Source organism: Robertmurraya sp. GLU-23 (assembly GCF_052983275.1).
In genome coordinates, this window is the sequence record NZ_JBRKCV010000027.1 from 19,067 (window position 1) to 38,428 (window position 19,362).

Sequence of the window (19,362 nt, forward strand, 5' to 3'; positions counted from 1 at the left end):
GTCCGACCCTAACGGAAATACTTTCATTCTATGTATGAAACAACCTGCTATGTAAGCTAGTTTCTTTTTATCCTCTAATTTCATTCTCACCTAAAAATCTTCTAATCTCTTCTTTCTCTAAACCTAACTTTTTTGCTTCAAGAATCAACATCATCCACTCATAGTCTAGTTCTTCTAACGTCACTTCACTCGTTTCCAACATTCCTCAATCTCCCCCTAAAATACAATCGTATTCCAGGCAGTCCAGCCGTCTTAGCAAAAAAACTTCTAACTACCTTAGACCTGCGACTTTGCGTCCCCCCTTTTCAGAAGGTTTGCCTTTTTCTGTGTTTTGCTCTCCCCATGTGATTCACTTATCAATCATTTTACTACTCGTTTTTAGTAAATTGTGTAAAAATTTGTCATACACTTAAAAACTTTCCCAACTTTTTAGTTACACTATTCGACAAGGACCTTCATAAGGAACAATTGAGCCCTAAAGAATTTATACAATTTTTTACATTTGTAAGATCAAGCACAAAAATCATAAGTCTTCATGTCGCCCACTGTCGAAATCATTTTTAAAATTTTCTGACTTTTAATGATTAAGTCTTTATTCCTAGTTTTTGATTCTCATATGCTTTTAATTTTCTTTGGATAGGAATGATATTTACATGTACCCTTTCAAGTGTAACCGCATCAAAAAAAGGTAACTTTGTTAGATTATGACCACATATCGGACAGATCCATTCCCCTGCTTCCGAACTGCTGTATGATGGACGATAACATTTGTCACAGTTTTTCCGGTACATTCCCGCCACCTACTATTCTAATAGTTTTCGTTTCTTATTCTATTATTTTTCGTTCTATATAAAGAATAATTTACTTTTATTTTAGACGGATGTGAGGGTAAACTAAACACTCTAAAATGACCATTTTTTCGTTATAATGAACAATTCCCTTTAGTTTTCAGCTCTTTTCTCCTTCTTTCTTACTTTTATAATTTTTTTAAGAACAAATTGTTCGTTACAGTGTACATTTTCAAAATTGTAAATCTAGTACTATTTTTATGCAAAAAAAAAGGAATCAGTCCTTGTGAGACTGACTCCTCAAAAATATTTTTAAGATAGAGTGTTAAGTTGAACTGCTATTTTTGATCCAACATCAGCATTATTTTTAACCAATGCAATATTTGCTTCTAAGCTTCTTCCTTCTGTAAGTTCTTTTACCTTTGCTAAAAGGAATGGAGTGACATTTTTACCCGCAATCTCATTTTCCTTTGCTTCTGTTAATGCCGTTTCAATCACATTATTGATAAATTCCTCTTCAAGAGCATCTGTTTCCGGGATTGGGTTAGCAATCACCACTCCACCGTTCAATCCTAATTCCCACTTTGTACGAATCATGCTCGCTGCTTCCTTTTCATCTTCCACTTGAACGTTCACTTGGAAAGGACTTGTTCTTGTATAAAAAGCCGGAAGAACATCAGTACCAAAGCCAACCACTGGCACCCCATGAGTCTCTAAATACTCTAATGTTAAACCAATATCAAGAATAGACTTCGCACCTGCGCACACAACAGCCACATTGGTTTGAGCGAGTTCTTGAAGATCTGCTGAAACATCCATCGTTACTTCAGCTTCACGGTGAACTCCACCAATCCCACCGGTTACGAACACTTCAATGCCAGCAAGCTCTGCACAAATCATCGTTGCTGCTACTGTTGTTGCTCCATTTTTCTTTGTCGCTACTAGGTATGGTAAATCTCTACGGCTCGCCTTTTCAATGTCCTTTCGGGTAGCAAGCATTTCTAACTCTTCGTCTGATAAGCCTATTTTTATTTTTCCGTCTAAAATAGCAATTGTAGCTGGTACCGCACCATTTTTACGAATAATATCCTCTACTTCCTTTGCCGTTTGCACATTTTGTGGGTACGGCATTCCGTGAGAAATAATCGTTGACTCTAATGCCACGACTGGTACATTATTTTTTTTCGCTTCTAAAACTTCTTGTGAGTATTCTAAATATTTTTCCATGTTTGTTTTCTCCTTAGTGGAAATTATGTTGAAAAGCTTCTTGTAGCTGTTGATGGTTCAATGTCGGGTTAACCGTTTCCTCTGTTGCTAAAGTTAGCATCGAACATGCCATTCCAATTTTGCAGGCATCTTCTGTTTTTAACTCGCGTAAATAGGCATAGACAATTCCTGCAACCAGCGCATCTCCTGCACCCGTTACATCTACAACATCTACCTTTGGCGGTAACAGTACACCCGCTTCATTTGTCTTTGTAAAATAAATAAGTCCCTTGTCTCCGCGAGAAATGACCACTCTCTCAACGCCTTTTTTCATAATTGCTTCTGCCGCCTTAAAAAAGTCACCTTCTTCTTTAATTTGTCTCTCCGCTAAAGCCTCTGCTTCGTCCTTATTTGCTATTAGCCAGGCCACACCATCAAGATTTTGTGGTAACTTCTTAATTTTCGGAGCTGAAACAGGAGTAATCACGAGTGGAATCGCTTCTTCTCTACAACGATCAATTACTTTTGCGAGTACGTCAGAAGGGAAGTTTGTATCAAGCATCACAAGCTCTGTTGATGCAAGAAAACCCCAGCGTTTTTCAACAAACTCTAAATCAACAGAATCATAAATACCCATATCTGCTAGAGCAACCGCCATTTCCCCATCCACATCTAAAACAGCCGTATACGTTCCTGTTACTTCATTTGGAAGAATTTTCGAAGGCTCTATATCAACGTAAGCCCTAGTATAGTCTAGTAACCATTTCCCTTCATGATCATCACCTACAACACTCATAAGAGAAACATCTAATCCTAGTCTTCCCAAGTTTTCGGCAATGTTCCTTGCAACCCCTCCGCAAGAATTACTAGTGCTAGCAGGATTGGATGTTCCTAACTGCAGCTTATCGATCGCTTGCATTTTCCTATCTACATTCGCTCCACCTATACAAATCACCTGTTTTTTATTAGGTAATACATAGGCCCGACCTAATAGTTTTCCTTGCTTTGTAAGAGAAGAAATATAACCAGCAACAGCTGAACGAGATAAGCCCGTCCTTTCCGCCAACTCATTTTGAGATATAAATGGATCTCTTTTAATCAGTCCAAGTATCGTTGCTTCCTTATCACTCATAATTCACCTCATGATAATATAGACATTTGTCTTTATTATAAACTTTTGTTTGAACATTTACTACCCTTATTATTCTCACTTATTGGAAAAATATATCTAATTTCTTGAAACCCGATTGTTGTCAATTGCTAAATTTGTATAATTTATGAAATTTGTTTGCTATTTTTGTGAAAAAACACTATAATTAAAGTAGATTCAACCATGTGTGAAGGAGGTATTTCCATGACCGTTGTTCACATCTTGAATTTTACCATTCCAATTGCATGCATACTCTTTGCTGGGATTTTAATGGATCGAATGTGTAAGCCGGAAGTACCACAACCTGATAATAACAACGATTAGTTTTTGTGTTTTGCGTTTCTTGTAAGCGCTTCCTAATGAATAATCCCTTGTATCTCTTTTTGGTCACTCTTTTTGGAGTGACCCTTTTTTATTTTTAAAATAGAAAAAGACTGAACCTATTGTAGGCTCAGTCTGCCGTTCTTGGTAAAATTAAAATTTCTACACGACGATTTTTCGCTTTTCCAGCAGCATCTTCATTTGAAGCGATAGGTTGGAATTCTCCGTATCCCTTCGCACTAAACCAACTTGGATCAAGCTTGTCGTTTTCAAGTAAGATTTTCATAAAATTAATAGCACGCATGACGCTTAGCTCCCAGTTAGATGAGAACTGTGCATTTTTTATTGGAACATTATCTGTATGTCCACTGATAATAACACTTCGGGCTGGATCCATAACGAGTAAATCTGAGATTTCTCTAACAATGGTTAAATCCTGGGTTCTAACAGAGTCACTTCCTGATTCAAATAAAACATTGTCTCGTATCGTCACGTGTAATCCGTCATCTTCGAGTGTCGTCTCAAGTTTGTCTTCTAACCCTTTGGTAGTAATATACTCGTTTACCTTTGCTTGAATGGCTTGGAGCTCAACCTTTTCTGCTTGCTCTGCTAGCTGCTGCTTTTGCTCTTCGGTCATCCCTTGAGATTGAGCTTTAGATTGTTCAGTGCTATCAGAGTCATTTTGCTGCTCGTCTGGTGCAGTTGCGCCTTCTTCTGGAATCGGGCTTGGAAACTCAAATATTCCCGTTCCACTTGTAAACTGAGCATTAAACACTTCTGCCATTGCTTGAAACTTTTTCGCATCCAACGAACTCATTGAGAATAATACGATAAACAAAGCTAGCAACAGAGTTAAAAGGTCAGCGTAAGGAATTAACCAAGATTCGTCCACATGCTCCTCATGATGATGCTTTTTATGGCGCTTACTCATTTGCCGGTTCTCCTGTCGCCGCTAAGAACTTCTTCTTTTCACTGCCAGGTAGGTACGAAGCTAGTTTTGTTTCAATTACTCGAGGAGCTTCTCCTTCTAGTATTGATAGAATTCCCTCTACCATCATTTGTTTAATTTTCACTTCTTGCTTAGACTTACGCTTCAATTTGTTTGCAAAGGGATGCCATAATACATAACCTGTAAAAATCCCTAATAGAGTGGCAATAAAGGCAGCACTTATCGCGTGACCTAGTCCCTCGATATCATTCATGTATCCAAGGGCAGCAATCAAACCTACTACTGCACCCAGTACCCCAAGAGTTGGAGCGTACGTTCCTGCTTGCGTAAAAATTAGTGCACCAGATTGATGCCTTTCTTCCATCGCTTCAATTTCTTCCGAAAGCACGTCGCGAATATAGTCGGCACTTTGTCCGTCAACAGCAAGCGATAATCCATTTTTCAAGAAATCATCGTCGATTTCATTCGTCTTTGACTCTAGAGCTAATAGCCCCTCTTTACGAGCTAGCTGCGCCCAATCAGAAAACATTTTAATTAAGTCTGCTGGGTTTGGTAGCTTGTCTTCTTTAAAAAGCTTTCCGAAAAGCTTGGGTACTCTTTTGATTTCACTTGTTGGGAATGCAATTGTCACGGCCCCTACCGTTCCTAACAAGATAATTAAAAGTGCCGCAGGATTCACAAGCTGCACGGGGCTAACACCTTTAAAGAACATCCCCACTAGTACAGCTACGACTCCGATGACAACACCTATTACCGACGTTTTATCCATACTTCATTCTCCTGTCTTTTCCTGAGTATCTTTTATGATAGAAGTCCTCTTTCTATCAACCTACTACTTTTTATTTCGGCTAATTATGTCATTTTTTAAGGGATTATTTAAAAAAATTATGCTGGAAGATGTGACAAAAAAATGCCTAAGAGGTTCCTTAGGCATTAAAATAACTTCTTATTTATTTTTTGCTCATAATTTTTAAAGATAGAAGAGTTTGTGTTCACGCGGCGTTTGGATAACATACTGTTATAACGCAGCATCTTTTCGTTTATCTTTTTCTGAAGACCAAGTTTTTGTTCATCGTCATCACAGGCATTTAACAGTGATTCAATAGACATCATTTCCTGCTTGAGTGCATATTCTTCCGGAGAATATCCCGCATTTTTCAACACGGTATATGCCATACGAAGTTCTTCTGGAATGGCAGATAAATCATCGAGTTTTAATGGTTTCCCATAGCCAGGTAAATGATCGAAGTCACCATTTTCAATCGCCTTACGAATGCGTTCCTCCGACATAGTTTGAGAAAAATCCATGAACATCCCTCCTTCCCTTATTATACCTTGTATAGTGGAAAGCGAGGGAGTTTTCCATCATTTGTTTTCTAACTTTGATCAGGCATCCAGTTTGCTGGGACACCTTTACCGGTATTTTTTGCATGTTGAAGGGCCTGCATAAGCCTTACATGTTCATAAAGGTTTCGTCCGACTTCCCTCGGATAGACGAGCTTAGCAACAATGATCTGTTCCGGATCTATAAAAAAAGAGGCTCTAAACGCAGCTCCTGTTTTCTCATCCAGTACTCGATACGATTTGGAGATCGCATGAGTTCTGTCACTCAACATAGGGTAGTAGACATTTTGTAAAGAGGGAGTGGTTTCACGAAACACTTTATGTGAATAGATGCTATCTGTGCTAATAGCCAAAATCTCCACATTCATTCCCTGAAAATATGGGTAAACAGCAGCGACCGCTGCTAGTTCTGTCTCTCAGACGGGTGTAAAGTCACTTGGATAGAAAAATAATAGAAGCCATTTCCCTTTATATTGCTCAAGTTCAAATGATTTGATTTCTCCATTTACAAATCCATTTGTCGTAAATGTTGGAGCTTGATCGTCTCGAGTCGCATAAAATGGCTGTTGTTCATTTTGAGATTGATTGGTCACTTAGATCCCCCTCCCTTTTAAAAAATTCACAACCCATTACTTTCTATAAATATGCATGAACCTTCTGAACTGTCCTGTTTCTTTTCTACATAGAAGGGAATTTTTCCGGAAAAGCTAATTTGGAGGAAAGGAGTGTGGAAAAATGGGTCGCGGAAAAGATTTTGAGCATAAGAAAAAGGGACATCCTGGGAAGTTTCCTGAAGGGACTCTTGTTGAAAAACATACAAAGGACGCAATTGGCGATGAGGAATTTCTTGTCGTACGTGAAGCGTTTAAAAACCGAGTGGAAACTAAAGACGTCGAATAGACCTTGCAATCGCAAGGTCTTTCTTATTTGACCAGCGCCATGAGCTTTTCTTATTCCCCTTTTCTTTCGTTTTCCTGTATACTTATCCCGAGCAAATGGAAATTCGGAGGATAAATAATGAAATCACTTGTACTTGCTGAAAAGCCAAGCGTAGCTAGAGAAATTGCGCGCGTTCTTGGTTGTTCACAAACACATAAAAGCTATATTGAAGGGCCGAAGTATATTGTCACTTGGGCGCTTGGACATTTAATTGAGTTAAAAATGCCTGAGCATTACGATACGAAATACAAGCAATGGAATTTAGAAGACCTGCCGATTATCCCTGATAAGATGGGGCTAAAGGTTATGAAACAAACCTCTCATCAGTATAAAGCGATCGAGTCTCTTGCCAAACGTAAAGATGTGAAGGAATGCATCATTGCCACTGACGCAGGACGTGAAGGGGAGCTTGTTGCGCGCTGGATTTTAGAAAAAATCCGCTGGAATAAACCTATTAAGCGTTTGTGGATCTCATCCCATACGGATCGTTCGATTAAAGAAGGATTTGCTAAGCTCCGTCCGGGAAGCGAATATGAAAATTTATATGCATCCGCGGTTTGTCGAGCAGAAGCCGATTGGTTAATTGGACTTAATGTTACTCGTGCTTTAACAACTAAATATAAGGACCCACTCTCAGCAGGTCGAGTGCAAACTCCTACTCTTGCGTTAGTAATGGAACGCGAAAAAGCCATTCAGACATTTAAGCCGCAAGAATACTGGACAATTTCCGCCCAAATTGGACCTCTGAAAGCCGATTGGGAGGAAAATGGGGAAAAGCGAATTTTCTCCCAGGACAAAGCAGATCGTATTGTAGCAAATGGCAAAGGACAAAAAGCGGTTGTTCAGTCGATCAATCGTACCGCAAAGTCTGAACAACAACCTCTGCCGTATGATTTAACGGAACTTCAACGTGATGCCAACAAACGCTTTGGCTTTTCAGCGAAAAAGACATCGAGTGTTCTGCAAAAATTGTATGAGCAGCATAAGCTCGTAACCTACCCTCGTACTGACTCACGTTACCTTACAACGGATATGGAAGCGACTATGCTTGATCGTGTCGAAGCGATTGCGGGTGGTTATAAGGAAGAAGTACGTAGCATTCTTGCTAACAAAGGGAAAGTACTCGCAAAACGAGTGTTTAATAATGAGAAAGTAACAGACCATCATGCCATTATCCCTACAGAAGAGCGATTATTCCTTCGTGATTTAGAGTCAGATGAACGAAAACTCTACGATTTAATCGTAAAGCGGTTCCTTGCACTTTTTTACCCTGCCTATCAGTACGAAACGGTTCGTGCCGTGTTTGATGTGAACGGGGAGTCCTTCTCTACGAAGGAAACGGTCGTGGTTGATGCAGGTTTTAAAGCTATAACAGGAAAAGACGAAGAGTTAAGCGGGCAAAAGCTTGGACAGATCACGAAGGGACAGTCCTTCTCGATCGGTCAGGTTCAAGCCGAGAAAAAACTAACCGAACCTCCTGCACGATTCTCAGAGTCTGATATTTTAGGTCAAATGGAGAAATACGGGCTCGGAACCCCTGCGACTCGCGCAGAGATCATTGAAAGAATTATTGAGACTGAGGTCGTTGAACGGAAGAATGGACGTTTACATCCGACTCCTAAAGGAAAGCAATTGATGGACCTCGTGAATGAGGAGCTTACCTCTCCAGAGCTTACCGCAAAATGGGAAAAAGAGCTTGAAGCCATCTCACGTGGCAAAGGAGATCCGAAGCAATTTTTAAAACGAATTCGTAAGCAAACCGAGCAATTGATCTCTGAAATTAAGACGAGCGATAAATCGTATCGTGCTCATAACTTAACAGGCTCCAAATGCCCTGAGTGCCAATCTTTGTTGAAAGAGAGAAATACTAAAGAGGGTAAGATTCTTGTTTGCTCAAGCTCGGAATGTAACTACCGGAAGCGAAAGGATCCAAAGCTTTCTAACCGCCGCTGTCCTCAGTGTAAAAAGAAAATGGAAATGCACGAAGGAAAAGCAGGCTTGTACTTCCAATGCCGCAAATGCAATGTGGTCGAAAAAGCAGAGGAACGAAAGAAAGCAGTCAATAAACGCGAGGAACGGAAGCTTGTCCAAAAGTACTCACAAAAGGAAGAAAACTTCGGGAACAGCCTCGGAGACTTATTAAAAGCAGCATTAGAAAAGAAAGATTAAAAATTATAAATATAAAAGGAACGCTTAGGCGCCCTCAGGCACCTAAGCGTTTTTTCAGGAACAAAAGTGTCCACCCCACACGGACAAATCAGGGTAATCTGTCCACGAGCGGTGACAGACACCCTCAAAAGACAGATTGGGGGGGTTCGTCCACGGAGGGTGTCTGACACCGCAATTGTCACCGCATTGAGGAGGTTTGCAGCATGAGAATACGCGATTGGGATTCCAATTTGAAGTTTCGTTTGTTTGGTGAGGCGTTAATGAATATTACCTTTTGGATGTTTTTTCCCTTTTTAACGATCTATTTTGCCGATGAGTTCGGTAAAAGCCTCGCTGGTTTGTTGTTAATTCTTTCACAGGTTTTATCGGTTTTTGCCAATCTTATAGGTGGTTATTGTGCCGATCGATACGGTCGTAAACGAATGATGGTTTTTTCTGCTTTCGGACAAGGAATATGCTTTATGTTGTTCGGACTTGCTGATTCACCATGGCTTCAGTCTCCATGGATCGGCTTCCTTTGTTTCTCATTTGTTGGTTTTTTCGGATCTATCTACTGGCCAGCTAGTCAGGCCATGGTGGCTGATGTGGTCGACGAGGAAAACCGAAGCAGTGTATTTGCCGTCTTTTATACATCGATAAACATCGCAGTCGTAATCGGTCCTCTACTGGGTGCGATTTTCTATGTGAATCACCGCTTTGAGCTTCTCCTTATCGCAGGAATTATATGTGTCGGTCTAGCAGCCGTCCTTCAAAGATGGACACGTGAAACCGCACCAACTTACGAGCATAAGGAAAGTACCACTACGAAATGGTATTCGTTCGTTGGTAATCAGCTTCGTGACTATAAAGTCATTATCAAGGATCGAACCTTCCTTTTATTTATCACCGCCGGGATACTAGCCGCACAAACCTTTATGCAGCTCGACTTGCTCATCCCTGTCTATACAAAGGAAGTCGTTCATAACCAATCTCTCCTAACGATCGGCAATTGGTCATTAAGCGTCGGTGGTGAACAAGCATTTGGTTTCATCCTTGCAGAGAACGGCTTGCTTGTTGCTCTTTTAACCGTAGCTATTACTAAATGGGTCATTGGCTTTCAGGAAAGAAATGTATTTATCCTCTCTTCCCTACTATATGCCATCTCCATTATCGCATTTGGCCAAACAGAATGGATATGGGGGCTTGTATTCGCAATGGCTATATTCACTCTAGCAGAACTGCTTGTTGCAGGTTTACAGCAAAGCTTTATTTCAAAAATAGCCCCTGAGCATATGAGAGGACAATACTTCGCTGCAGCAAGTCTTCGATACACCATTGGTCGAACCATTGCTCCGATCTCCATTCCTTTGACCGTGTGGATCGGATATGAATGGACCTTCTTTACCATTGCCGTTCTTGCCATTGGTAGTGCTGTTATCTATTGGATTATGTTTTCACGGCTGGGCCAAAAGCAACAACCTTTATCAGATGTAAAAGGCTCTGCCTAAGTACTATAAGTCGCCATCCAATCATGTACAAAAAAACATTTCGGGTGGCGAATTTGTTTTCTTTTTCTCGAAAAAACGAATACAATAAGAAAGAAGAATCCACAAAAAAGGAGACTATACATATGAGCTTTCAAGCTAATTTAGAAAAATATGCAGAGCTAGCTGTTAAAGTGGGCGTGAACGTCCAGCCTAACCAGACCCTCGTTATCAATACAACACTCGACTCAGCTGAATTTGTTCGCCTAGTGGTACGCAATGCCTACGAAGTTGGTGCCCATAATGTTATCGTCAACTGGCAAGACGATGAAGTCACACGTACCAAGTACGAATTAGCACCTGATGCTGCTTTTAACGAGTACCCAGAATGGCGAGCACGTGAAATGGAAGAGCTTGCCGACAAAGGCGCTGCCTTCATGTCCATCGTTTCTTCAGGTCCTGACCTATTAAAAGGTGTCAACCCTGAGCGTATCGCAAACTTTCAAAAAGCTGCGGGTACAGCATTAAGCAATTACCGTAAAAAAATCCAATCAGATAAAGTAAGCTGGACAGTGATTGCCACACCTTCTCCTGCTTGGGCTGCTAAAGTATTCCCAGACGCAGCACCTGAAGAACAAGTAAGTCTTCTATGGGAGGCAATTTTTAAAGCGACTCGTGCAGACTTAGACAATCCGGTCGAAGCATGGAAAAAGCATGACGAAACCCTTCATGAGAAAGTTGCTTATTTAAACGATCGTCGCTATAAAAAGCTACACTATACCGCTCCTGGAACAGATTTAACGATTGAACTTCCAGACAAACATATTTGGGTGGGCGCTGGTAGCATTAACGAACAAGGAAACCAGTTTATGGCTAATATGCCTACAGAAGAAGTGTTTACTGTTCCACACAGAACAGGTGTGAACGGGTATGTAGCAAGTACCAAACCGCTTAGCTACGGTGGAAATATTATAGATAACTTCACCATTACTTTTGAAAATGGGCGCATTGTCGATGTGAAAGCCGAGCAAGGCGAGGATATTTTAAAACGCCTTGTTGATACAGATGAAGGCTCACATTATTTAGGAGAAGTCGCATTGGTACCGTTCCAATCACCTATCTCTCAATCCAATGTACTTTTCTACAACACCCTTTTCGACGAAAATGCATCCAACCACTTAGCGATCGGAAGTGCCTACGCATTCTGTATCGAAGGTGGAAAAACGATGTCTGCTGAAGATCTTGAGAAAAATGGTCTCAACGAAAGCATCACACATGTTGATTTCATGATCGGCTCAGCTGAAATGAACATCGATGGAATTACAAAAGATGACCAAACAGAACCCGTATTCCGAAACGGAAATTGGGCTTTCTAACTAGATACTACAGAGGCTTGGTTCCAAAACCAAGCCTCTGACTGTAGACAAATTTGTAAAATTGAACTGCCCCGTAAATGTTAGACACCAAACTACATTTACGGGGTGTTTTTTATGCGTAATTTTACTACCTTGAGGGGAAACATGGTTTTTGGAACTTAAATACTTATAGCACAAGTTTTCCTAGTCAATCTTTAACAGCTAAACTGCTGATTGGAGCGGAAGGTGCTTGACTCCTGGGGGATCCAGCGGGACAGGTGAGACCCCGCAAGAGCAAAGCGATGAGGAGGCTCACCGCCCGCCCCCCGGAAAGCAAGCGCCTGGAGCGGAAATCAGCCTTTTCTCTACCGTACCAAATAATAAAAATTTCCCCTCACATGGTCTAAACCCTCCGATTTTCCTATATTTTATAACATGGATGATTCCATACTCTTAAAAGGAATAGGTGAGGTCTAGATGTATGTTGTAACGTATTATGATAATAGAAATGTTTTATTAACTCAGTTACTTAAAAATCTCCCTTCAGAAGGGGAAAATGTAAAGATCAAAGGGCGAAAAGGAAGGATTACTGCTGTATCACCCATCGATGAAAAGGTTGTTCATGTATACGTTGCTCTTGAAGCAGTTAATAAAAATAAACTTGCCGTCCTAGACAACTCCAAAAAGAAAAAACGATAAAAAAAGCATGAGGGAAGTCCTCATGCTTTACTTATTGTCGTTGTTTTTCCCTTCTACTCCAGCACCCAATTCCTCAAAGCTTTTTACTTTTCCATGAGGATGTTGATTCTCTTTTCTCTGCCTCCACTGGCGTTCTTCTTGACTCTTTGATTTTGTCATCACAGATGCTCCTTTTCAAATAACTTCTTATATATTTTCTCAGGAACTACTGCAACTTATGTAATCATCTTGGTTTTTACAAACAAAAACCAGATGAACTTCAATAACCAGTATAACTGAAAGAGGCTATTGCAATGAAATTCGAATTGTGGGAGGATGAAACTACATATATTAAATTGTTAAGATGAATTTAGGAGTGAATAACGTGGACCAGTTACATATTGTCGTTTCTGGTAAAGTTCAAGGGGTTGGCTTTCGTTACTATACGCAAATGAGAGCAGCACAATATGGAGTCACCGGCTGGGTAAAAAATATGGAGGATGGCAGCGTAGAAATCATCGCTGTCGGTCAGCCTGAAGACCTCCAGCTTTTTATAGAGTCCATACGGGAAGGAAATCCTTTCTCAAAGGTAAACAACATGGAAATACATACAAGGGAGAAAACCGATCCATATCCTTCCTTTAAGATTAAATATTAGGCAACAACAAACTGGCCAAGGTGATTAATTGGCCAGTTTATTTTTAAACATCTACTCACTATCTTCCGTTATTCGTCCCCCATAACCATGAGGCTTCGGAGCATTCTTTAAATGTGTCGTCCCTTTGGTTTCAATATCTACCTCATAGGAGTTTGTCTTAAATTGCTTCTCGGATTTTTTCTTCAATTCGCTCACCTCCCTCTCTACCTTTCCCAAACAAGAAATGATCAAGCCTACAAAACTTTTCCCAATAAAATACCAGGAACTTCAACTCTAAAATTGCACATATTAGCTTTGTGCACAAAAGGAGGTGTCTATTAAATGAAAACCATAACACTCGGCGTACACGAAACCCTTGAACTACATGAACTGATGGCATTTAAAAGTCTGTGTCTAACAAAATCCTCCACGATGAGTGGATTTGTACAAGATAATGAACTCATCAATCTTCTTAAACAAGATGTTAGTCAAACAAAAAGTCATATTCAAACATTGCAACAGTTTGTACCACGAAAGGAGCAATAACTCAATGGATCAGTCTGGACAAAATAATAATAATTCTTTGCAAAATGTTGACCCGATGGTTTCAAGTCCATATAACTTAACTCAAGCTGGAATGGGTGATCGTATGACTGGTGCAAACCAATCAGGTCAAATGAGTGCAATGACTGAGCAAGTGATTGCTACCGATTTATTAATGGCAGCTAAATCAGCTATCAAAAATTACGCCATTGCCATTTCTGAATGTGCAACACCAGAGTTACGTCAAGCTTTGACAGAACAACTAAACGATACCATTCGTTCTCATGAGCAGATAACCAACTACATGATTAACAAAGGGTACTATCACCCAGTGGATGTTCTTGAACAATTACGACTTGATCAGCAAGCTGCCAAGACAGCTTTAAATCTACAATAATTACTTAGCCTTGAAGGTATTTCCTTCAAGGCTTAAACGAATGGAGGGAATCTTTATATGACTTTCTTGGATGCTTCCTTACGAATCACCTTTACATTTATTACACTGTTCATCATGTCTCGTATTTTAGGAAAAAAGTTAATCGCACATATGACGTTTTTTGATTTTGTTGCTGGCATTACCATTGGTTCCCTTGGAGCCTCATTTGCTTTTAGCAATACGATTCCTATTAGTATTGGAATTTACGGGATTATCCTTTTTGCCCTAATTGCTCTCATCACTGATGTGTTATCCATTAAAGTTTATGCTACAAGAAAGCTCTTTAACGGGGAACCATTGCTTATTATTAAGAATGGCAAAATTCAAGAAGATGGAATGTTAAAAGCACGATTAACGGTGGATGACCTCCTTTTTCTTCTTCGAAAGAAAAATATATTTTATCTTGATGAAGTAGAGTTTGCCTTTCTTGAGACGGATGGAACGGTTTCAGCTCAAAAGAAAGGAACACAACAGTATACGAAAAATATTGACTTCAAAATCAATCCGATCTCCCGTGGAATACCACAAACGTTTATTATTGATGGGAAAATTATGATGGATAGCCTTGAGGCTGCCGGGAAGGATCCAACCTGGATGAATTCTATCCTCAAAGAACAGAACATTCAAAAAGTCAAAAACGTAACGGTTGGTCAGATCGATGAGCTAGGAAAGGTTTATCTGGATATTACTACAGATAAGACGTAAAAAAGACACCCTATAAGGTGCCTTCAATTATTCTTGTGACTCATATACATCTTGGCTTGACTCTACCACATACTCAGGCTTTGGTTTTCCAGCATTGGCTTTATGCCCAGCAATATGATCAGGGTGCTTTTCCCAATTTTTCCAATCTGACTCAGAGTCCCAGCGAATCATAACGATCACTTCTTCGTTCCCACGACGACTTTTCTTCAATAGCACTTGCTTATCAATAAAACCTGGCTGCTCTGACATCAATCCGCCTTGCTTCGAAAAGCGCTCGATTACCTTTGAAGAGTGTCCTTCTTCAACAACGATTTTTTTCATTTGATAAAACATTGGGATGGCCTCCTTCTTGTAAAAAGCCGGAACAAAGTCCGGCTATCACGCTTTATTTAAGTGCAGCTTTTACTTCCTCTACCATCGATTGAGTGGATTGAACACCATTTCCTGCGATGTACCAGTTCACTGCATCTAAGTAAATAATCTTTCCATTTTTATATGCGCTTGTTTTCTTCACTAACTCATTTTCAATCGTTTCTTTTGCTCCCACTTCTCCACCAACGGCAGCAGAGCGATCAATAACAAAAATAACATCTGGATTTTTCTCTAAAATGTATTCAAATGTAATGCTTTGACCGTGTTGAGATACTTCAATATTTTCATCTACTGCTTTAAAGCCAAACACATCATGTACAAATCCGTAGCGTGAGCTTGGTCCATATGCACTTACTTTTCCTTCATTTGCTAATAAAATCAGTGCTTTGTTTTCAGAAGCTGAAGCTTCCTTGTTAAGGTCTTCGATGCTTGCTTTTAGCTCCTCCATTTTCGAAGCAAGAACATCTTCTTTTTCAAAGATTTCTGCTAAAAGATCAAAGTTCTTTTCAAGTGAAGACATATAGTTTGCATAATCCACATCGATAAATACGGTTGGAGCAATCTCTGCAAATTGATCATATAATTCCGCTTGTCTTGCAGAGATAAAGATCACATCTGGCTCTAAGTGATGAATTGCTTCAAAATCAGGCTCCTTTAAGCCACCTACATTGGTATATTCAGATCCAGCATATTTTTCTAAGCTTTTTGGAATAACTGCTTGTGGTACACCAGCCACTTCCACCCCAAATGCATCTAATGTATCAAGAACACCAAAATCAAATACTACTACCTTCTCAGGGCTCTTCTCTACAGTTACTTCACCATATTCGTGAGTAATGGTTACTTCTTTTGACTCTTCTTCCGTTTTTTCTCCTTCTGTGCTAGCAGTCGTGCTCGCTTCTTCTTTGCCTCCACACGCAGCTAATAAGAAAAGCATTGTGAAAATAAGAGAAAATAAACCTACCTTCTTCATCTTTCTATCCCCTTTTTTATGAATTAAAGTACACGCAGATTCTGCAATTGTTCATTTCTTGTATCGGAATATCCATATCATAAATTTCTTTCAAAGCTTTTGATTGGATGATCTCATTCGTTGGTCCATCTTTTACGACCTTACCATCCTTTAGAGCAACGATACGATCCGAGTAGACAGAAGCAAAATTAATATCATGAAGTACGATCACGACCGTTTTTCCAAGTTCATCCACCAGACGGCGTAAAATTTTCATAATCTGTACAGAATGCTTCATATCCAGATTATTTAGTGGCTCATCCAATAAGATATACTCGGTGTCTTGGGCAATAACCATCGCGATAAATGCTCGCTGCTTTTGTCCCCCGGATAACTCATCTAAGTATCTGTCTTCCATGTCCTTTAACGCCATATATTCGATTGCTTGATCAACCATTTTCTCATCCTCAGCCGTTAGGCGACCTTTTGAATATGGGAAGCGACCGAATGAAACCAACTCACGAATGGTTAAACGAACATTCATATAGTTCGATTGCTTTAAGATCGATACAATTTTTGAAAAATCATTCGATTTCATCTTTTTAATATTCGATTGATCAATGAGCACCTCACCTGTATCTGCATCTAAAAGACGACTGACCATCGATAACAGAGTGGACTTTCCTGCTCCGTTCGGGCCGATAAAAGAAGTAATCTTTCCTCTTTGAATCGAGACCGTTACATCTTCTACGACTTTCTTTTTTCCATAAAACTTCGAAAGGGCTTGAACTTGGATCAAGATGATCGACTCTCCTTTAGCAGTAAATAAATGAAGTACACTCCACCAATGAAGTTGATAATAACGCTAAGTGTCGTTGAAAAAGTAAAGACTCTTTCTACCACCCATTGACCACCAACAAGGGCAATGACACTAATCAAACCAGCTCCGCTGATCAGAATCTTATGTTTATAGGTTCCAAACAATTGATATGACAGGTTAGCTACAATCAATCCAAAAAACGTAATCGGTCCGACAAGTGCGGTTGAGACGGAAATAAACACAGCAACAAGTATGAGCATTTTCTTTACTAATGAATCATAATTGACACCTAAATTAACAGCATTATCCCTACCTAGAGACAGCACATCTAAATAAGTAGTATATCGCCAAGCATAAAGAATTAATAATCCTATAATCCCTATGGCAATCCATAAAATATCGGTATTGACATTATTAAAGCTTGCAAACATTCGATCTTGTACAATTTGGAATTCATTCGGATCAATCAATACCTGTAAGAATGTCGAGATGCTCGAGAAAAATGTCCCTACGATAATTCCAATCAACAACAAAAAGTAGATTGGTTGATTTCCTTTCTTAAAAAGAAATCGATAGAGTAATAGTGCGAAAACAATCATCGCTACCACTGAAATTCCGAAATTCACTTGCTTGTTCGTAACCGTAAAATGGGTGGAACCCAAGAAGAAAATAATCACGGTTTGGATAAGCATGTAAAGGGAGTCTAGCCCCATAATACTCGGAGTGAGGATTCGGTTGTGGGTAATCGTTTGAAATACAACAGTGGAATAAGCGATAGCCACCCCTGTTAAAATCATCGCAATGACCTTGAATCCTCTTCTTGGAAGAGCATAATCATAACTTCCATTCAAATCATGAAATAAATAAAGAGCACAAACGGCTATTGCAGCCACAGTCAGTAATATATTCTTGGTTGAGTTATGCATACGCCTTCCTCCGGAACAGCAAGAATAGGAAGATTCCACTGCCGATCACACCGACCATTAAAGAGATAGATATCTCATAAGGGTAAATAATGACTCGGCCAAGAATATCAGTTATTAGAAGGAAGATTGCTCCTAATAAGGCCGTATGAGGCAAGGTCTTTTGCAAATGGTCTCCTTTAAAAATAGAAATAATATTCGGAATAATTAAGCCTAAAAAAGGAATAACTCCGACTGTAAGAACCACAGTCACCGTAATAAGAGCCACTAATACCAAACCTATATTCACGACTCGCTTATAGGCAAGACCGAGGTTTTTGGAAAAATCCTCACCCATACCAGCAACTGTGAAGCGATTAGCATATAAGTAAGCTACTAATAACACCGGTATACTTATGTACAACAGTTCGTAGCGCCCTTTCATAATCATTGAAAAATCTCCCTGTAGCCAAGCGGACATGTTCTGAATCACATCTGCCCGATACGCAAAGAACGTAGCAACCGATGATAAAATATTTCCGAACATGAGTCCGACCAATGGGATAAATATAGCATCCTTGAACTTAATTCTGTCCAGGATTTGCATAAATAGAAATGTCCCTGCTAAAGCAAAGGCAAAGGCGATTCCCATCTTTTGAAGCATCGTTGCATTCGCAAAAAATAGCATCGATACAAGAATTCCTAGCCTTGTCGCATCTAATGTTCCAGCGGTTGTCGGTGAAACAAATTTGTTTCTACTTAATTGCTGCATGATCAAACCAGCAATACTCATCCCAGCTCCAGCTAGCAATATAGCAATTAACCTTGGAACGCGACTAATTAAAAAGATCTCAGTTTCTTCTGATTGAAAGTCAAGTAACATCTTTGGAGAAATGCTGCTTACCCCTACAAAAAGAGATAGAACTGAAAGAATAAGTAACGCAAGTAGTAAGTATCTTTTCTTCATCGGCTCTCCTCTTTATCATAAATCTAATAATGAGAATCATTATCACAAGCTCTATCATATATTTATACATAATTAGTGTCAACCTTATTGAGAATGTTTTTCATGAAAAATTGAAATTTTACCCAAATTAATACCTCTCTTTTACTTGGTACAAATGGGTTTCTTGAGTTGTGAAAATTTTATGACAATAGTAGATTTCACTGGGTTCATATAACAAACTAAACTCTTTATAAATAAAATGTTTTGTCCTTAATTGAGTAACTAGCAAAAGTAGAATAAGCGGAGATTTTCCGGTTAGATGCTGAATGGAGCCTCGTTTCGGGGTAAATAAGGGGAGTTTTTCCGATTATGCAAAGAAAAATCGCTCCTTTTTGACTTTTTCGAGCCAATAGGCGGAATTTCTCCGTTTATTTAAGCTCTTTTTTAATAATAATTAATAATTAAGCGGAATCTCTCCGTCTATCAGCTCAACCGATAAGTGCGGACCCTCTTGAAGGTACAAAACGGCACTGTAAATGACATAAAGAAAAGACGTATGCAATTGATATGCTCCCGATAAAGTAGACAGATGAAATAATAAAAAATCTGTTTACTTTATTGGGGGTTTTTTTTATGGCGAAAAGTGCATATTCAGCACAAGAAAAATTAGAATTTATTATCAAATAC

At 39.5% G+C, this 19,362-nt stretch carries 24 protein-coding genes and 1 riboswitch; of the genes, 9 read left to right on the forward strand and 15 right to left on the reverse strand.

Annotated elements, in window-relative coordinates; all coding sequences use genetic code 11:
* Nucleotides 1-67 precede the first annotated feature (67 nt).
* The 8 genes from ACVBAX_RS24375 to ACVBAX_RS24410 form a co-directional block, all read right to left on the reverse strand.
* Nucleotides 68-202, reverse strand: a complete 135-nt coding sequence (locus tag ACVBAX_RS24375; protein ID WP_447119481.1) for an anti-repressor SinI family protein — start codon at nt 200-202, stop codon at nt 68-70.
* A 32-nt stretch (nt 203-234) separates the two neighbouring features.
* Nucleotides 235-329, reverse strand: a riboswitch (cyclic di-GMP riboswitch).
* Between the two features lie 255 nt (nt 330-584).
* The gene (locus ACVBAX_RS24380; protein ID WP_119706719.1) at nt 585-791 is read right to left on the reverse strand and encodes a hypothetical protein; all 207 of its coding nucleotides are present in this window, start codon (nt 789-791) and stop codon (nt 585-587) included.
* Nucleotides 792-1,100: 309 nt separating this feature from the next.
* Nucleotides 1,101-2,015 carry a pseudouridine-5'-phosphate glycosidase gene (locus ACVBAX_RS24385; RefSeq protein WP_447119482.1) on the reverse strand — a complete coding sequence of 305 codons (915 nt, stop codon included), beginning with the start codon at nt 2,013-2,015 and terminating at the stop codon, nt 1,101-1,103.
* Nucleotides 2,016-2,028: 13 nt separating this feature from the next.
* Nucleotides 2,029-3,126: a carbohydrate kinase gene (locus ACVBAX_RS24390; RefSeq protein ID WP_447119483.1), complete on the reverse strand. Its 1,098-nt coding sequence runs from the start codon at nt 3,124-3,126 to the stop codon at nt 2,029-2,031.
* A gap of 469 nt (nt 3,127-3,595) precedes the next feature.
* Nucleotides 3,596-4,396 carry a flagellar motor protein MotB gene (gene motB / locus ACVBAX_RS24395; protein ID WP_447119485.1) on the reverse strand — a complete coding sequence of 267 codons (801 nt, stop codon included), beginning with the start codon at nt 4,394-4,396 and terminating at the stop codon, nt 3,596-3,598.
* Entirely contained in the window at nt 4,389-5,183 is a 795-nt protein-coding gene (motA, locus tag ACVBAX_RS24400; protein ID WP_430776834.1) for a flagellar motor stator protein MotA, read from the reverse strand. Before motA ends, motB begins: the two co-directional genes overlap by 8 nt.
* Before the next feature lie 164 nt (nt 5,184-5,347).
* Nucleotides 5,348-5,722 carry a DnaJ family domain-containing protein gene (locus tag ACVBAX_RS24405; RefSeq protein ID WP_447119488.1) on the reverse strand — a complete coding sequence of 125 codons (375 nt, stop codon included), beginning with the start codon at nt 5,720-5,722 and terminating at the stop codon, nt 5,348-5,350.
* 68 nt (nt 5,723-5,790) lie between these two features.
* Complete coding sequence (locus ACVBAX_RS24410) at nt 5,791-6,351, reverse strand: redoxin domain-containing protein (protein WP_447119490.1); 561 nt, start codon at nt 6,349-6,351, stop codon at nt 5,791-5,793.
* Nucleotides 6,352-6,493: 142 nt separating this feature from the next.
* Between ACVBAX_RS24410 and ACVBAX_RS24415 the strand changes: the two genes are divergently transcribed.
* The 5 genes from ACVBAX_RS24415 to ACVBAX_RS24435 all read left to right on the forward strand — a co-directional run bounded on the left by ACVBAX_RS24415 (nt 6,494) and on the right by ACVBAX_RS24435 (nt 12,383).
* Nucleotides 6,494-6,658 (forward strand): hypothetical protein, encoded by a 165-nt coding sequence (locus ACVBAX_RS24415; protein WP_447119492.1) that lies wholly within the window; start codon nt 6,494-6,496, stop codon nt 6,656-6,658.
* Between the two features lie 117 nt (nt 6,659-6,775).
* Entirely contained in the window at nt 6,776-8,866 is a 2,091-nt protein-coding gene (locus ACVBAX_RS24420) for a DNA topoisomerase III (protein ID WP_447119494.1), read from the forward strand.
* 203 nt (nt 8,867-9,069) lie between these two features.
* Nucleotides 9,070-10,353: an MDR family MFS transporter gene (locus ACVBAX_RS24425; protein WP_447119496.1), complete on the forward strand. Its 1,284-nt coding sequence runs from the start codon at nt 9,070-9,072 to the stop codon at nt 10,351-10,353.
* A 122-nt stretch (nt 10,354-10,475) separates the two neighbouring features.
* A complete protein-coding gene (locus ACVBAX_RS24430; protein WP_447119498.1) occupies nt 10,476-11,705 on the forward strand; it encodes an aminopeptidase in 1,230 nt (409 codons plus the stop codon).
* Between the two features lie 456 nt (nt 11,706-12,161).
* A complete protein-coding gene (locus tag ACVBAX_RS24435) occupies nt 12,162-12,383 on the forward strand; it encodes a hypothetical protein (RefSeq protein WP_447119500.1) in 222 nt (73 codons plus the stop codon).
* Nucleotides 12,384-12,410: 27 nt separating this feature from the next.
* On the opposite strand, the gene ACVBAX_RS24440 is transcribed toward ACVBAX_RS24435, so the two are convergent.
* Nucleotides 12,411-12,542: a DUF6254 family protein gene (locus ACVBAX_RS24440; RefSeq protein ID WP_340902399.1), complete on the reverse strand. Its 132-nt coding sequence runs from the start codon at nt 12,540-12,542 to the stop codon at nt 12,411-12,413.
* A 205-nt stretch (nt 12,543-12,747) separates the two neighbouring features.
* Between ACVBAX_RS24440 and ACVBAX_RS24445 the strand changes: the two genes are divergently transcribed.
* Nucleotides 12,748-13,020, forward strand: a complete 273-nt coding sequence (locus tag ACVBAX_RS24445; RefSeq protein ID WP_430776842.1) for an acylphosphatase — start codon at nt 12,748-12,750, stop codon at nt 13,018-13,020.
* Between the two features lie 51 nt (nt 13,021-13,071).
* Here the strand turns inward: ACVBAX_RS24445 and ACVBAX_RS24450 are convergent, their stop codons facing one another.
* A complete protein-coding gene (locus ACVBAX_RS24450; RefSeq protein WP_430776843.1) occupies nt 13,072-13,206 on the reverse strand; it encodes a hypothetical protein in 135 nt (44 codons plus the stop codon).
* A 135-nt stretch (nt 13,207-13,341) separates the two neighbouring features.
* On the opposite strand from ACVBAX_RS24450, the gene ACVBAX_RS24455 reads away from it, so the two are divergent.
* Genes ACVBAX_RS24455 through ACVBAX_RS24465 form a run of 3 tightly spaced genes read left to right on the forward strand, consistent with a single transcriptional unit; the run spans nt 13,342 to nt 14,683 of the window.
* Entirely contained in the window at nt 13,342-13,545 is a 204-nt protein-coding gene (locus tag ACVBAX_RS24455; protein ID WP_447119503.1) for a hypothetical protein, read from the forward strand.
* A gap of 4 nt (nt 13,546-13,549) precedes the next feature.
* Nucleotides 13,550-13,939, forward strand: coding sequence for a spore coat protein (locus tag ACVBAX_RS24460; protein WP_447119505.1), 390 nt, complete (start codon nt 13,550-13,552; stop codon nt 13,937-13,939).
* 57 nt (nt 13,940-13,996) lie between these two features.
* Nucleotides 13,997-14,683, forward strand: a complete 687-nt coding sequence (locus ACVBAX_RS24465) for a DUF421 domain-containing protein (RefSeq protein ID WP_447119507.1) — start codon at nt 13,997-13,999, stop codon at nt 14,681-14,683.
* A 27-nt stretch (nt 14,684-14,710) separates the two neighbouring features.
* On the opposite strand, the gene ACVBAX_RS24470 is transcribed toward ACVBAX_RS24465, so the two are convergent.
* The 5 genes from ACVBAX_RS24470 to ACVBAX_RS24490 are packed head-to-tail and all read right to left on the reverse strand — an operon-like array spanning nt 14,711 to nt 18,696.
* A complete protein-coding gene (locus ACVBAX_RS24470; RefSeq protein WP_447119509.1) occupies nt 14,711-15,016 on the reverse strand; it encodes an antibiotic biosynthesis monooxygenase family protein in 306 nt (101 codons plus the stop codon).
* Between the two features lie 52 nt (nt 15,017-15,068).
* Nucleotides 15,069-16,028 (reverse strand): siderophore ABC transporter substrate-binding protein, encoded by a 960-nt coding sequence (locus ACVBAX_RS24475; protein ID WP_447119511.1) that lies wholly within the window; start codon nt 16,026-16,028, stop codon nt 15,069-15,071.
* Nucleotides 16,029-16,044: 16 nt separating this feature from the next.
* Complete coding sequence (locus ACVBAX_RS24480) at nt 16,045-16,806, reverse strand: iron ABC transporter ATP-binding protein (RefSeq protein WP_119706704.1); 762 nt, start codon at nt 16,804-16,806, stop codon at nt 16,045-16,047.
* Nucleotides 16,803-17,753: an iron chelate uptake ABC transporter family permease subunit gene (locus ACVBAX_RS24485; RefSeq protein ID WP_447119513.1), complete on the reverse strand. Its 951-nt coding sequence runs from the start codon at nt 17,751-17,753 to the stop codon at nt 16,803-16,805. Before ACVBAX_RS24485 ends, ACVBAX_RS24480 begins: the two co-directional genes overlap by 4 nt.
* Nucleotides 17,746-18,696 (reverse strand): ABC transporter permease, encoded by a 951-nt coding sequence (locus ACVBAX_RS24490; RefSeq protein WP_447119517.1) that lies wholly within the window; start codon nt 18,694-18,696, stop codon nt 17,746-17,748. The genes ACVBAX_RS24485 and ACVBAX_RS24490 overlap by 8 nt, the downstream gene beginning before the upstream one ends.
* Nucleotides 18,697-19,362 lie beyond the last annotated feature (666 nt).

Excerpts from the sequence above, each read along its gene's own strand:
- ACVBAX_RS24485 (WP_447119513.1), bottom strand. The coding sequence starts at position 17,753 with ATGCATAACTCAACCAAGAATATATTACTGACTGTGGCTGCAATAGCC.
- ACVBAX_RS24490 (WP_447119517.1), bottom strand. The coding sequence starts at position 18,696 with ATGAAGAAAAGATACTTACTACTTGCGTTACTTATTCTTTCAGTTCTA.
- ACVBAX_RS24420 (WP_447119494.1), top strand. The coding sequence starts at position 6,776 with ATGAAATCACTTGTACTTGCTGAAAAGCCAAGCGTAGCTAGAGAAATT.
- ACVBAX_RS24375 (WP_447119481.1), bottom strand. The coding sequence starts at position 202 with ATGTTGGAAACGAGTGAAGTGACGTTAGAAGAACTAGACTATGAGTGG.
- ACVBAX_RS24425 (WP_447119496.1), top strand. The coding sequence starts at position 9,070 with ATGAGAATACGCGATTGGGATTCCAATTTGAAGTTTCGTTTGTTTGGT.
- motA (WP_430776834.1), bottom strand. The coding sequence starts at position 5,183 with ATGGATAAAACGTCGGTAATAGGTGTTGTCATCGGAGTCGTAGCTGTA.
- ACVBAX_RS24455 (WP_447119503.1), top strand. The coding sequence starts at position 13,342 with ATGAAAACCATAACACTCGGCGTACACGAAACCCTTGAACTACATGAA.
- ACVBAX_RS24380 (WP_119706719.1), bottom strand. The coding sequence starts at position 791 with ATGTACCGGAAAAACTGTGACAAATGTTATCGTCCATCATACAGCAGT.
- ACVBAX_RS24465 (WP_447119507.1), top strand. The coding sequence starts at position 13,997 with ATGACTTTCTTGGATGCTTCCTTACGAATCACCTTTACATTTATTACA.
- ACVBAX_RS24475 (WP_447119511.1), bottom strand. The coding sequence starts at position 16,028 with ATGAAGAAGGTAGGTTTATTTTCTCTTATTTTCACAATGCTTTTCTTA.
- ACVBAX_RS24405 (WP_447119488.1), bottom strand. The coding sequence starts at position 5,722 with ATGGATTTTTCTCAAACTATGTCGGAGGAACGCATTCGTAAGGCGATT.
- ACVBAX_RS24435 (WP_447119500.1), top strand. The coding sequence starts at position 12,162 with ATGTATGTTGTAACGTATTATGATAATAGAAATGTTTTATTAACTCAG.
- ACVBAX_RS24460 (WP_447119505.1), top strand. The coding sequence starts at position 13,550 with ATGGATCAGTCTGGACAAAATAATAATAATTCTTTGCAAAATGTTGAC.
- ACVBAX_RS24430 (WP_447119498.1), top strand. The coding sequence starts at position 10,476 with ATGAGCTTTCAAGCTAATTTAGAAAAATATGCAGAGCTAGCTGTTAAA.
- motB (WP_447119485.1), bottom strand. The coding sequence starts at position 4,396 with ATGAGTAAGCGCCATAAAAAGCATCATCATGAGGAGCATGTGGACGAA.
- ACVBAX_RS24440 (WP_340902399.1), bottom strand. The coding sequence starts at position 12,542 with ATGACAAAATCAAAGAGTCAAGAAGAACGCCAGTGGAGGCAGAGAAAA.
- ACVBAX_RS24470 (WP_447119509.1), bottom strand. The coding sequence starts at position 15,016 with ATGTTTTATCAAATGAAAAAAATCGTTGTTGAAGAAGGACACTCTTCA.
- ACVBAX_RS24385 (WP_447119482.1), bottom strand. The coding sequence starts at position 2,015 with ATGGAAAAATATTTAGAATACTCACAAGAAGTTTTAGAAGCGAAAAAA.
- ACVBAX_RS24390 (WP_447119483.1), bottom strand. The coding sequence starts at position 3,126 with ATGAGTGATAAGGAAGCAACGATACTTGGACTGATTAAAAGAGATCCA.
- ACVBAX_RS24415 (WP_447119492.1), top strand. The coding sequence starts at position 6,494 with ATGGGTCGCGGAAAAGATTTTGAGCATAAGAAAAAGGGACATCCTGGG.